Raw genomic sequence first — 12540 nt, 5'->3', positions numbered from 1 at the left:
GCGCAACAGCAATAAAAGCATCCACAGGCAAGGCAGGAGACATCATGAGCACTCACGCGTCGCACGTCGCGACCGCTTCCTCACAACTCGCGCTCGCGCCGCTTCCGAAAGCGACAGTACGGCGCATCGTGTTTTCGTCGTCCGTCGGCAACGCGCTCGAATGGTTCGACTTTCTCGTCTACGGCTACTTTGCGACCATCATCGCGAAGCAGTTCTTCCCCACGCACGACGAGTGGCTGTCGACGCTCCTCGCCATCGGCACATTCGGCATCTCGTTTCTGATGCGACCGCTCGGTGCCATCGTGCTTGGCATCTACGGCGACCGCAAAGGCCGCAAGGCGGCGCTGACGCTCGCCATTGCACTGATGATGGTCGGCACGCTCGCGATGGCCGTGATGCCGCCGTTTTCGGCGATCGGCATCGCCGCGCCTCTCATGGTTCTTTTCGCGCGGCTGGTGCAGGGCTTCGCGGTAGGCGGCGAGTTCGGCAGTGCGACGGCGTTCATGGTCGAGCACAGCTCGACGCGGCGCGGCTATTACGCGAGCTGGCAGTTCGCGAGCCAGGGTCTGGCCGCGATCACGGCTGCGGCGTTCGGCTCGCTGCTGACGGCCTGGTTGCCGCCTGAGCAGCTCAATGCCTGGGGCTGGCGCATTCCGTTCGTCTTCGGTCTGCTGGTCGGGCCGGTCGGCTATTACATCCGTTCGCATCTGGACGAGACGCCCGAGTTCGTCGCCGCACAGCGCGAGCGCGCGGCGGAAAGCAGAAGCCAGGTCAAGGATCAGGGCGCGTCATTCAGCAACCAGTGGGTCAACCTGATTCTCGCGATCGGCATCGTCGCGCAATCGACGGTCGGCGTGTATGTGCTCCAGCTCTACATGCCGCTCTATGCGGTGAAGCAGTTGCATATGCCGGCGGCTGCTTCGTTCGGCGTTGTCGTGCTGAACGGCGGCCTGCAGTTTCTGCTGTCGCCGGTGATGGGCGCGCTCTCCGACCGTATCGGCCGTATCCGCATCATGCTGACGACATCGGTGCTGATGGGCACGCTGATCTATCCGATGTTCGCACTGCTGCAAAGTCATCCGACGATCGGCTGGCTGTTGCTGCTGCAAGCCATGGCGGGCATTTTCAAGGCCGCGTACTCGGGGCCGATGCCGGCGCTGATGTCGGAGATCTTTCCGGTGCGCGTGCGCTCGACAGGTCTTTCGATCGGCTACAGCATCGGCGTGACGATCTTCGGCGGCTTCGCGCCGACCGTCGTCGAGACTTTCATTCATCTGACTGGCGACAAGCTCGCACCGAGTTACTACGTGTTGCTCGCGGCGGCGTTGTCGGGCGTGTCGCTCGTGATCGTCGCGTTGCGGATGCGGCGTGTGCGTCATGCCGTCTGATCGCCTGTAAAGCCGGACGGTTGAAGACGCGTGCCGCGGGACGCGTCAACCGCCGCGAGCCTGGGCGACCCTTTGCGTAATAGAATCAGGCAGCCTTCCAGGGGGCTGCCTGTTTTTTTGCGTTCGCATCGCGGCGATCGCAACCGGCTTTGAGCCCTGTTGCTTCGTTGTTTAATGACTCCGATCATCTCTGTGAGCGCTATCCCTGTATTCAATGGAACTGTGACGATCCGGCACGGTCTGTGCTGTGGTATCTGCACATTTGCGCAACATTGGCTAAGATGCAGTAAAGAAGGGGTTAAACATTTCAAAGCGCTGTATACGGCAGCGGTGAGCAGCTGGCCGGCCAGGGGCATACGGCCAGGCACGCTCCCGTCGCGCAACAGCTTTTGGGAGCACGAACAATGCAAACAGACTCCATCCACGTGATGCCCTGGCGTATCGAGGACATCGACCTCAGCCGGATCGACCGGCAGAAGGCGGTCGTCAACGAAGATCTGCTGTTGCTGCTGTGTGCGGCGTCGTTTATTGAAAGCGGCACCGATCTCTACACGAGCAACCTCAGCACGTTCTTCAACGGCGACCCGGAGGTGTCCGCGTGGCTCAACAACGAATGGGAACCCGAAGAAATGCAGCATGGGCGCGCGCTGAAGACATACGTCGCGCACGTGTGGCCGGAATTCGACTGGGATACGGCCTTCCATAATTTCTTCGAAGAATACAAACTCACCTGCTCGGTCGAGGACTTCGAGAAGACCCGCGCGCTCGAAATGGTCGCGCGTTGCGTGGTCGAAACCGGCACGGCAACGCTGTATCGCGCCATTGGCGAATGCTCGGACGAACCGGTGCTGAAGGAAATCACCGATAACATCCGTACCGACGAAGTGCGCCACTACAAGCACTTCTTCAAATACTTCAAGAAGTACAACAGGATCGAAGGCAACGGCCGGCTCGCGGTGCTGGGCGCGTTGATGCGTCGTGTGATGGAAATCAAGAACGAGGATTCGGAAATTGCGCTGCGTCATGTATTCGCGATCCGTTATCCCGAACGGGTGAATGATTCAGCCTATAACCGCGACCGCGCAGCGCGGGTCAACACGCTGGTGCGCCGTAATCTGTCGGCCGATATGTGTGTGAAAATGCTGCTCAAGCCGCTGGATCTTCCCGCGAAGATCCAGCCGGGCGTCCACTATCCGCTCGCGAAGATCACACAGCACGTGTTCTTTCGATAGTCGTTTGCAACGTGCGGCGCGTGTCGTCGTGCGGCAGTGACCGGATGGCCCGCCTGCGCGGGCCATTCTGTTTGTGAATTCCTTATGGAGCGACGTGATGAACGCCTCAACGGATCGCGAGCGAGCACTCGAACAAAGCGTATTCGACGAATGGCCGCCCGCATTGCGCGCGGCATTCGACGGCACGTCGCTGGAGACAAAGGTCGGCTTCACCGCGTCGCTCATCACGCGCGATGACAACGGTCATCTGCGGACATCGCTGCTGGGCGTCGGTGAACTGTATGCACCCGATTCGCGCACGCTGTGTCTCGCGCTGTGGCCGCAATCGCGCGCGGCACGTGCGATGGCCAAGGGCGGACGCGCGGCATTGACTTTCGTCTTCGACGACGCGTTCTATCAGGTGCAACTGGACATCGAGCCATTGCCCGACACCGGTGGCGGCCTCGCCTGTTTCACTGGGTCAATCGATACGGGAGAGGCGCAACGTGTGCGCTATGCGCGCCTCACAGGCGGCATCGCGTTCGAACTGGAAGGAGAGCGTGAGACGGTAATCGATCGATGGAAGCAGCAGATCGAGCACCTGAAAAAAACGGCCGGAGCAAGCCCCGGCCGTTAGTTCGCTGATCGCGATAAATCCAGCAAGCCTAGCGGCCGCGCTGGCCACCATTGCGCGCCGGATGCGCGCCACGCGGCTTGCCACCGCCGAGCAGTGCGCCCGGATTGCCGCCGCCAGCCTGCTGCGGCTTGCGCGGTGCATGCGTGTTCCCGTTGCCGCCTTCATGCGCGGCTGCACGCGGCTTGTCGTGATGACGTGTCGTCTCGTGTCGCGGATTGTCCTTACGCACCTGGGCCGGACCGTTGCTCAACGGCTTCGCGCCTTGCGGCTTCGCCTGCTGTGGCTGTTGCGATGCACCGCCACGCGAGTTCGCGCGCGGCTGCGCCGGCCTGCCTGACGATGATCCGCCGTCGCGCTTCGGTGCGCCGCCTTGCGATTGACGCGGCTGACGACCACCATTACCGCCGCCACCTTGCCCACGTCGCAGGATCGGCTCAGGCTTTGCAGTCGGATCCGGCTCGAAACCGGCGATGACTTCCTGCGGCACCGGACGCTTGATCAGCTTCTCGATGTCCTTCAGCAACTGCAGTTCGTCGACGCAAACCAGCGAGATGGCTTCGCCCGTCGCGCCCGCACGACCCGTACGGCCGATGCGGTGAACGTAGTCTTCCGGCACGTTCGGCAGATCGAAGTTGACCACGTGCGGCAGCTGGTCGATGTCGATACCCCGCGCGGCGATATCGGTCGCGACGAGCACCTGCAGCGTCGCGTCCTTGAACTCGGCCAGCGCGCGCGTACGCGCCGACTGGCTCTTGTTGCCGTGAATCGCGAGCGCGCTGATGCCATCCTTCGTCAGCTGTTCGGCGAGGCGGTTCGCGCCGTGCTTCGTGCGCGTGAACACCAGCACCTGGAACCAGTTGTGCTGGCGGATCAGATGCGTCAGCAGTTCGCGCTTCTTGTCGCGATCGACTGGGTGAATCTTCTGCGCCACTGTCTCCGCCGTCGTATTGCGGCGTGCGACTTCGATCAGCGCAGGGGAGTCGAGCAGGTTGTCGGCGAGCGTCTTGATCTCGTCGGAGAACGTGGCGGAGAACAGCAGGTTCTGGCGCTTCGGCGGCAGCTTCGCGAGCACGCGCTTGATGTCGTGGATGAAGCCCATGTCGAGCATGCGGTCGGCTTCGTCGAGCACGAGGATATCGAGCTGCGACAGATCGATCGTCTTCTGCTGCATGTGATCGAGCAGACGGCCCGGCGTCGCCACAACGATATCGACGCCGCGTCGCAGCGCGTCGATCTGCGGATTGATGCCGACGCCGCCGAACATCACGGTCGACTTCAGCTTCAGGTACTTGCCGTACTGACGCACGCTTTCTTCGACCTGTGCGGCGAGTTCGCGCGTCGGTGTAAGAATCAGCGCGCGCACGGCGCGCTTGCCCGACGCGTTGTTGACCGGCAGCATCGTCGTCAGACGCTGCAGGATCGGCAGCGTAAAGCCGGCGGTCTTACCCGTGCCGGTCTGTGCGCCGGCGAGCAGGTCGCCGCCATTGAGGACAGCAGGAATCGCCTGCGTCTGGATTGGAGTAGGGGAGGTGTAGCCCAGTTCGTGAACAGCACGGACCAGCGGTTCGGACAAGCCGAGGGAATCAAAAGACATAGAAACTCTTTGCAAATGCAGATGTGGCGACCCGCTTGTTCGCAGCCGGAAAGGCGCGATTGAAAGCCAAAGCTGAGGCCTGCGCCTGAAGCTGATCGCCGGGAAATCGGCGGCACGCTCGCTGGCGTACCGAATGCATCAACGCGCTATCAAGACACGTCGACTGGCGTTAAGTTGCATTTCGCCGCCGTGGAATGTCATGCGACGTAGCGCGCGACACTGACGAATTGACACAGACTGCCGGCCAGCACGAACAGGTGCCAGATGCCATGTCCATGCCGGATGCGCTCGTCGTTGATGAAGAAGTAGATGCCGACGCTGTAGATGACGCCGCCGGCCACGAGCCATGCGGTGCCTGCTGGCGGCAATGCTTCCACCAGCGGACGAATGGCAACGAGCGCGAGCCATCCCATCAGGACATACAGCACCATCGAAACGCTGCGGGTGCGTCGCCCGAGCGTGAGTTCCTGCGTAATACCGAGGGCTGCGAGCCCCCAGCTCACACCGAACAGCGACCAGCCCCACGGACCACGCAGCGTAACCAGCGTGAACGGCGTGTAACTGCCGGCGATCAGCAGATAGATCGCCGAATGGTCGCATTTCTGCAGGATCGCCTTCAGACGCGGATGGCGAACACTGTGATAAAGCGTGGAGATAGCATACAGCACGAACAGCATTGCACCGTAGACGGCGAAACTGACGACCTTGTACGCATCGCCATCGAGCGCGCCCATCGTGACGAGCGTCGCGAGCCCCGCCACCGACAGCGCGGCGCCGACGAGGTGGGTAATGCTGTTGAATCGCTCACCGAAATGCACGGTACTCTCTCCTGCCTGCCTTCAGGCGCTTTGTGCTACACGCGTGACCGGCAGTTGATCCTCGAAAGCAGAATTCAGCAAAAAGCAAAGGGCGCAGCCCGCGAAATCCGCTGGCCGCGCCCCGGGTGCACCCGGCGTCGCTTAATCGAGCGGCGCCGAACGCAGATCGCTAACCTGTTGCGGCGACACCGGCGTACCGTGGTTGCCCCACGACATACGGATGTACGTCACAACTGCGGCCACTTCCTGATTCGACAGCGACTGTGCGAACGGCGGCATGCCATACGGCTTTGGATTGCCATCCGTGCTCGGCGGATAACCACCGTTCAGCACCATGCGAATCGGGTTCACAGCCGACGGCATCTGGATCGACTGGTTGTTCGCGAGCGGCGGGAAGTTAGACGGCTGGCCGAGACCATTCGCTTCGTGACACTTCGCGCAGTTGTCAGCGTAGATCTTCTGACCTTGCTTCAACAGTTCGCCGCCGAACTTTTCCGACGTTTCGAGTTGCAGGCCTTCCGGCGCTTCGCTCTTCTGCGGAATCGTCTTCAGATACGTCGACATCGCGTGGATATCGTCATCCGACATGTACTGCAGGCTGTTGTGAACCACTTCAGCCATCGGACCAAACACGGCGCCACGGTTCGACACACCGGTCTTCAGCAGATCGGCGATGTCCTTCGTTTCCCAGTCGCCGAGGCCGGCTTCCTTGTTCGACGTCAGCGACGGTGCATACCAGTTCTGCAGCGGAATCAGGCCGCCTGCGAACGCCGCCGAATTCACCGGGCCACCCATCGCGTTGATCGACGTGTGGCACATGCCACAGTGGCCAAGGCCTTCGATCAGGTACGCGCCCCGGTTCCATTCGACCGACTTGGTCGGGTCCGCCTTGTACTCGCCTTCACGGAAGAACAGCGTGCGCCAGCCGATCAGCAGGTTGCGGTTGTTGAACGGGAACTTCAGTTCGTGCGGACGGCTCGCCACGTTGACCGGCGTGACCGAACGCAGGTACGCGTAGATCGCGTCCGAGTCGGCGCGCGTGACCTTCGTGTAGCTCGTGAACGGGAAGCCCGGATACAGCAGACTGCCGTCCTTCGAACGGCCCGTATGCATCGCGCGGTAGAAGTCGTCCTGCGTCCACTTGCCGATGCCGTATTGATCATCCGGCGTGATGTTCGGCGTGAACATCGTGCCGAACGGCGTCGCCATCGGCAGGCCGCCGGCGAATTCCTTGCCGCCGCGCACCGTGTGGCACGCGATACAGTCGCCGGCGCGGGCGAGGTACTCGCCCTTCTTGATCAGCGCGGCCTGGTCGGCGGGCGTTGCCGCGACGGCCGAGCCGTTATGCAGGTTGTCGCCGCCGGACCACAGGACCGGAACAAGCGCAGCGGCTGCGACGACGACAACAGCCGAAAGTGCGAACAGGGACTTGCGTTTCATTTGAATATCTCTCCCGGTGCCTTATTGCGGTTCGCTGCCGCAGGCAAGCGGAGTCTTCATCGAACGGGCAGGGGCCGGCACAGGGTTATGCGGAGCCGGTTGCGTGGAAAGCCATGCCGCGACGGCGTTCACATCATCGTCGGTGAGGCGCGTGGCGATCGTGTGCATGCAGTCAGGCTCGACCGCGTGACGCGAACCCGAGCGCCATGCGCCGAGCTGCGCGCTGATGTAGTCAGCATGCAGGCCGACCAGACCCGGGATTGCCGGTTCCATGCCCGTCAGGCCCTTGCCGTGGCAGGCCGCGCAGGCAGGAATCTGCTTCGATGCATCGCCGTTCAGCACGATCTGCTGGCCGCGCGAGAGCGTCGAGGCCGACACCGTCGGCTTCGCGGGCGTCGGGTATGGCGGACGCTGCTGCGAGAAGTACGTTGCGATCTGATGGAGGTAGTCGTCCGAGAGATACGTGACGAGGTAGTTCATCGGCGGGTACTTGCGACGGCCTTCGCGGAAATTCTGCAACTGGTTGAACAGATAGTCAGCCGGTTTGCCAGCGAGGCGCGGGAAGTAGTCGTTATCGGTGCCCTGACCATGGGAGCCGTGACACGCCGTACAGCCCTGCACGCGTGACTCCATCGTGTCCGGGGCTTTGGGCTGGGTCTGCGCATTCGCTGCGCTGAAGACGCCTGCACTGCCGATCAACAGAACGGCGAGCAATGGGCGGAAAATGCGTCTTGAAGACACGCGTAACTCCATCAAAATCGGGGACCTGACCGAACTTCGAGCGGCTCGGTGTGGAAGCCAGCCGGCGCTGCGGCGACGCAGCATTCTATCATCGATGATTGATGCTGACTATTTGACTCATTGACGTGAGTTCCGGGTGTATCCATCGATGCGACAGTTTGCCGCAGAACGCGGTCGACCCGCATCGCAGGGACCCGCAGGATATGTGGAACCGTCGCGCGTCGAGGGCATCGAAGCGTACACTCGCGGGTCTTGCCAGCCTATGCGCCCGCCGCCTGGCCTGCTTTCGCCTTCTATCTGTTTCGCTCTATTTCCTGATTTCATTCATGAAGCCAACTGATCTTGCCTGTCCGCCCCCGCATGCTGTGACATCATCCGTTTCGCACGAAGCCGCGCCGGATGCCGTCGTTCGCGCTGATAACGTGGGCGCCGCGCAATGAGCATCGATGGACTGTGGATCGGGCAGGTCGCGATGGCCGCGCTCATGAATATCGCGTTTGCGTTTGCCGTAGGGTCGGCGTTGCTGGCCGCGTGGCTCGCCAAAGATGGCGTGCAGACCGTCGCGCCGGCGCGTCCGGCACTGTTGCGTGCGCAACGATCGCTGGTGATGGGCGCTGTCGTCCTGGTGCTCGCCGATCTCGGCTGGCTCGTGTATCAGAGCGCCACGATGAGCGGTGTTGGACTGCCTGAGGCGCTCGGCGTCGTCCCTTCCGTCCTCACGCAGACGCATGTCGGCTTCGCGTGGAGTCTCGCGTTCGGCGGGGCGGTCGTGCTGCTGTTCACGTCGCTTGCAAGTCATCACGGCACGTTGCGCAATGCGCTGCTGTGGCTTGCGGTGATCGCGGTCGCGGCAGGCAAGGCGGCGCTGGGTCATGCGGCGGATGCCGGAATTGCTTCGGCCGCGATCGGCATGCACACGCTGCATGTGCTCGTCACCAGCGTGTGGGGCGGCCTCACGCTGTCGGCGGGACTCGCGGTGCTGCCGGCGCTGGATACGTCGACCGCGCGTGGTGTGCTGATCCGCACGGCGGGACAGGTGTCGGGCGTGTCGCTCATGGCCGTTGTGTTCGTGCTGCTGACGGGCGCGTTCAATGCGGCGCGCGGTTCGGGCGGTTCGCTCGAAGCCATCGAGTTCAGCACGTGGGGTCACGTGTTGACGCTCAAGCTTGCGCTGGTCGCGCTTGCGCTCGTCCTCGGCGGGCTCAACCGTTTTTCGGCGCTGCCGCGTCTGCGTCGTACCGCGTCGACCATGGATACACACACGTTCAACAACGTGATTTATCTGGAAGCGCTTGCGATGCTCGGCGTGTTCGTCGCGGCTGCCGTGCTGTCGCACAGCATTCCGGGCTTCGCTGCACTGGACTGATCCGGCTAATCGAATTCCACGCTGCCGACTCGCCGGCAAAAAGACACGTAAAGAGGCGCCGCACAGGAACGTGTGTGGCGCAAACACAGGGTCGCCCGGCGAGGAGCGGGCTATCCGTTACCAGGGCTGCTGCAGGGTGCCCGTTAAGCGGCGAATGCGTGCTGCGCGAGCACCCGCATTGCTTATAGAGCGTGACCGGCTACTCGTAGCCCAGCTTGTGGCCGAGAATCGGCGCGAAGAACAGCGCGATCGCGGCGCCCGCAACCTTGCCTTCGAGCTCAGCCGCCGCAACGCGCGTGCCGTACGCATGCGTGAGCAGATCGAACAGTTGCGGCACGCAGTACAGCACTGCTGCAGCAATGAAACATCTTTCGACGATCGAGATGCGCCAGCCGCGATCACACGCGACGGCCGCAAAGATGATCCGCGACACCGCGAATACGACGAGCGCGCCCACTGCAGCCTGTTCGCGGATCAGATAGTCGGGAAGAAATTCGCCCATGTCTGCCTCTGGTTGGTGTCCTTTCCATGCAGTTCAGCAAGGAGCAAGCCAGAAGCCGGGTGGAACGCAGCGCATCGGGCGTAAAGCGTTGCGCAGCAAGGCTTAAGCGAACCGGAGCGCAACCTGTGCGATGGCGCGCGCGGTCCCTCTTCAGCGAATATGGAGTGGAACGTTACGTAGCTGAAACGCTGCCAGCTTCACGCGAAAAAAACGCCGCCCGAAGGCGGCGTTTCTGCTCATGCATTCAAGCATTCAGACGGTCATGCGCTTACCACTCCGCGACGCTGCCGTCTGCGTGGCGCCACACCGGATTGCGCCAGCGGTGACCGACCTTCGCCATCTCGCGGACCTTCTCTTCGTTCACTTCAATGCCAAGGCCCGGGCCTTGCGGAATCGACACGAAGCCGTCTTCATATTTGAAGACCTCCGGATTCTTGATGTAGTCGAGCAGGTCGTTGCCCTGGTTGTAGTGAATGCCAAGGCTCTGTTCCTGGATGAACGCGTTGTAGCTCACCGCGTCGATCTGCAGGCAGGTGGCCAGCGCGATCGGGCCGAGCGGGCAGTGCAATGCAAGCGCGACGTCATAGGCTTCGGCCATCGACGCGATCTTGCGGCACTCGGTAATACCGCCGGCGTGCGACGCGTCCGGCTGGATGATGTCGACGTAACCGCCCGACAGGATGTGCTTGAAATCCCAGCGCGAGTACAGACGCTCGCCCAGTGCGATCGGCGTGTTCGTCTGATTGACGATGTCGCGCAACGCCTCGGCGTTTTCCGACAGCACCGGCTCCTCGATGAACAGCAGCTTGTACGGATCGAGTTCCTTCGCCAGCACCTTCGCCATCGGCTTGTGCACGCGGCCATGGAAGTCGACGCCGATGCCGATGTCCGGACCGACCGCTTCACGCACGGCAGCGACGTTGTTGATGACGCCCTGAACCTTGTCGAACGTATCGATGATCTGCAGTTCTTCCGAGCCGTTCATCTTGACGGCCTTGAAGCCGCGATCGACTACGGCGCGCGCGTTGTTCGCGACGTCGCTCGGACGGTCGCCGCCGATCCACGAATACACCTTGATGCGGTCGCGCACCTGGCCGCCGAGCAGCGCGTGTACCGGCACGCCATGATGCTTGCCCTTGATGTCCCACAGCGCCTGGTCGACGCCGGCGATCGCGCTCATCGTGATCGGGCCGCCGCGATAGAAGCCGGCGCGATACATCACCTGCCAGTGGTCTTCGATCAGCAGCGGATCCTTGCCGATCAGATAATCCGACAGTTCATCGACCGCCGCTGCCACCGTATGCGCGCGACCTTCGACAACCGGCTCGCCCCAGCCGACGATGCCTTCGTCCGTCGTGATCTTCAGGAAGCACCAGCGCGGCGGGACGATGAAGGTTTCGAGTTGGGTGATTTTCATGCTGAGAGTCTCCTGACTGCCGCTGCGGGCCAAATCGTGGAACGGTGGAATCGTGGATCCGGGGAGCACATCCTACAACAGAATCGCGGTTAAGTAGTATTAATAGTACTATTGACGTGGGCATCGTCCAGCTGTTCTGGCCGTCCGGTCTATACCGCCGGGACGTTCTGCCAGGCCGATGCTGGATAATCGCGGTCGTTCCAACAATAAATAACGCCGGAAGGCGTAGCGGAGAACCGTCATTCAGCATGATCTGCACGGGCGCGTCGCCCATCTGCTTGCGACCGCCATCCTGCGCGGCGACTACGCGCCCGACTCCATCCTGCCGCGCGAAGCGGAGTTGATGGAGTCGTTCGGTGTCAGCCGCACGGTGCTGCGCGAGGCGCTCAGGACGCTGACGTCGAAAGGTCTGATCGAGTCGCGGCCGCGGGTAGGCACGCGGGTACGTCCGAAAAGCGCGTGGAATCTGCTGGATGCGGACGTACTCGACTGGTATTCGCGCGTCGCGCCGCCGATGACATTCGCTCTCAAGCTGCAGGAAATGCGCGAGATGATCGAGCCGTATGCGGCCGCGCTTGCCGCGTCGTCGTGGAGCGACGATACGTTTGCCGCGCTGGACGCGGCGCATGCGGCGATGGTGGCGGCGCGCAATGTCGACGAATGGGTGCGCGCGGATCTGCAATTCCATCTGAACGTGCTGACGGCATGCAGCAATGAACTGCTGATCCCGCTTGGGACGCTGATCGAACGCACGCTTGAGGCGCAACTGCGGCTGAATGCGAAGCGGGCAGGCGTGTACAACGCGTCGCTGGCGGAACATACGGCGGTGTTCGAGGCGATCCGCGATCGCGATGCTGAAGCGGCGCGGCAGGCGATGGCGGGTTTGCTCGGTGTGACGCGTGGGCGTATTGAAGGGTAAGCGTGTGCGCGCTGCATGCTAAGGTCGGATGCCTGGGTTGCGACGCTGATGTTGCCGTTAGATGTCGATGCGTTCAATCAACCGTGCAAAGGAGAAAATCGTTCATGTCAGCCCGTTTTGCCGCGCTTACACTCACGTTCCCGCTCGCGATGGCTTCGCTGGCTGCTCATGCCGAGCCTGTGCCTGACAGCCAGTGGCAGGCCAGTCAGGTAACGCTGTTCACACTCGTGCAGGACGGCTACAGGATTGTGTCGGTGATCGACGAGCGGCACGGCGAGGCGAACTCGACGCAGACGTTTTATCTGCAGCGGGAGCAGGGCGCGTTCAAATGCGTCGAGCAGCATCAGGTCGAACCGAAGACGAGGACGCCAGAAGGGCAGTTTGCATGCTTCGAGCTGTCGCAGCCGCTTGCGACGCCGAAGGTGAAGTAGCCCTGCCTCGCGCCGGGCTCGCCACCCCGCCCGCCCTCCGCTGGCGAGCGAAAACAAAAAAGCCGCTGTTCCTTGC

Annotated in this window: 12 protein-coding genes; 6 read left to right on the top strand and 6 right to left on the bottom strand. The window is 62.3% G+C overall.

The window, feature by feature from the left end:
* The first annotated feature begins 44 nt into the window (after positions 1 to 44).
* The 3 genes from P3T21_RS04495 (at position 45) to P3T21_RS04485 (ending at position 3236) form a co-directional block, all read left to right on the top strand.
* Complete coding sequence (locus P3T21_RS04495; RefSeq protein ID WP_429254727.1) at positions 45 to 1388, top strand: MFS transporter; 1344 nt, start codon at positions 45 to 47, stop codon at positions 1386 to 1388.
* Between the two features lie 404 nt (positions 1389 to 1792).
* Positions 1793 to 2620 (top strand): ferritin-like domain-containing protein, encoded by an 828-nt coding sequence (locus P3T21_RS04490; protein ID WP_429254726.1) that lies wholly within the window; start codon positions 1793 to 1795, stop codon positions 2618 to 2620.
* A gap of 97 nt (positions 2621 to 2717) precedes the next feature.
* Positions 2718 to 3236, top strand: coding sequence for a hypothetical protein (locus tag P3T21_RS04485; protein ID WP_429254725.1), 519 nt, complete (start codon positions 2718 to 2720; stop codon positions 3234 to 3236).
* Positions 3237 to 3264: 28 nt separating this feature from the next.
* Here P3T21_RS04485 and P3T21_RS04480 read toward each other — a convergent pair whose 3' ends face one another.
* From P3T21_RS04480 to P3T21_RS04465, 4 genes are all read right to left on the bottom strand, one after another.
* Complete coding sequence (locus P3T21_RS04480) at positions 3265 to 4830, bottom strand: DEAD/DEAH box helicase (protein WP_429254724.1); 1566 nt, start codon at positions 4828 to 4830, stop codon at positions 3265 to 3267.
* A gap of 197 nt (positions 4831 to 5027) precedes the next feature.
* A complete protein-coding gene (gene trhA / locus P3T21_RS04475) occupies positions 5028 to 5648 on the bottom strand; it encodes a PAQR family membrane homeostasis protein TrhA (RefSeq protein WP_429254723.1) in 621 nt (206 codons plus the stop codon).
* A 141-nt stretch (positions 5649 to 5789) separates the two neighbouring features.
* Positions 5790 to 7088, bottom strand: coding sequence for a c-type cytochrome (locus tag P3T21_RS04470; RefSeq protein ID WP_429254722.1), 1299 nt, complete (start codon positions 7086 to 7088; stop codon positions 5790 to 5792).
* A gap of 21 nt (positions 7089 to 7109) precedes the next feature.
* A complete protein-coding gene (locus tag P3T21_RS04465; RefSeq protein WP_429254721.1) occupies positions 7110 to 7841 on the bottom strand; it encodes a c-type cytochrome in 732 nt (243 codons plus the stop codon).
* Between the two features lie 424 nt (positions 7842 to 8265).
* Here P3T21_RS04465 and P3T21_RS04460 point away from each other — a divergent pair, with 424 nt between their 5' ends.
* Positions 8266 to 9195, top strand: coding sequence for a CopD family protein (locus tag P3T21_RS04460; RefSeq protein ID WP_429254720.1), 930 nt, complete (start codon positions 8266 to 8268; stop codon positions 9193 to 9195).
* A 199-nt stretch (positions 9196 to 9394) separates the two neighbouring features.
* Here the strand turns inward: P3T21_RS04460 and P3T21_RS04455 are convergent, their stop codons facing one another.
* Positions 9395 to 9697: a hypothetical protein gene (locus P3T21_RS04455; RefSeq protein WP_429254719.1), complete on the bottom strand. Its 303-nt coding sequence runs from the start codon at positions 9695 to 9697 to the stop codon at positions 9395 to 9397.
* Positions 9698 to 9965: 268 nt separating this feature from the next.
* Positions 9966 to 11114, bottom strand: coding sequence for a galactonate dehydratase (gene dgoD, locus P3T21_RS04450; RefSeq protein ID WP_429254718.1), 1149 nt, complete (start codon positions 11112 to 11114; stop codon positions 9966 to 9968).
* 241 nt (positions 11115 to 11355) lie between these two features.
* Between dgoD and P3T21_RS04445 the strand changes: the two genes are divergently transcribed.
* Both P3T21_RS04445 and P3T21_RS04440 read left to right on the top strand, forming a co-directional pair.
* The gene (locus tag P3T21_RS04445; RefSeq protein ID WP_429255160.1) at positions 11356 to 12033 is read left to right on the top strand and encodes a FadR/GntR family transcriptional regulator; all 678 of its coding nucleotides are present in this window, start codon (positions 11356 to 11358) and stop codon (positions 12031 to 12033) included.
* A 104-nt stretch (positions 12034 to 12137) separates the two neighbouring features.
* Entirely contained in the window at positions 12138 to 12464 is a 327-nt protein-coding gene (locus tag P3T21_RS04440; protein ID WP_429254717.1) for a hypothetical protein, read from the top strand.
* Positions 12465 to 12540 lie beyond the last annotated feature (76 nt).

Source organism: Paraburkholderia sp. GAS334 (assembly GCF_050436625.1).
Classification (GTDB): domain Bacteria; phylum Pseudomonadota; class Gammaproteobacteria; order Burkholderiales; family Burkholderiaceae; genus Paraburkholderia.
This window is presented reverse-complemented; position numbering and strand designations above follow the sequence as displayed.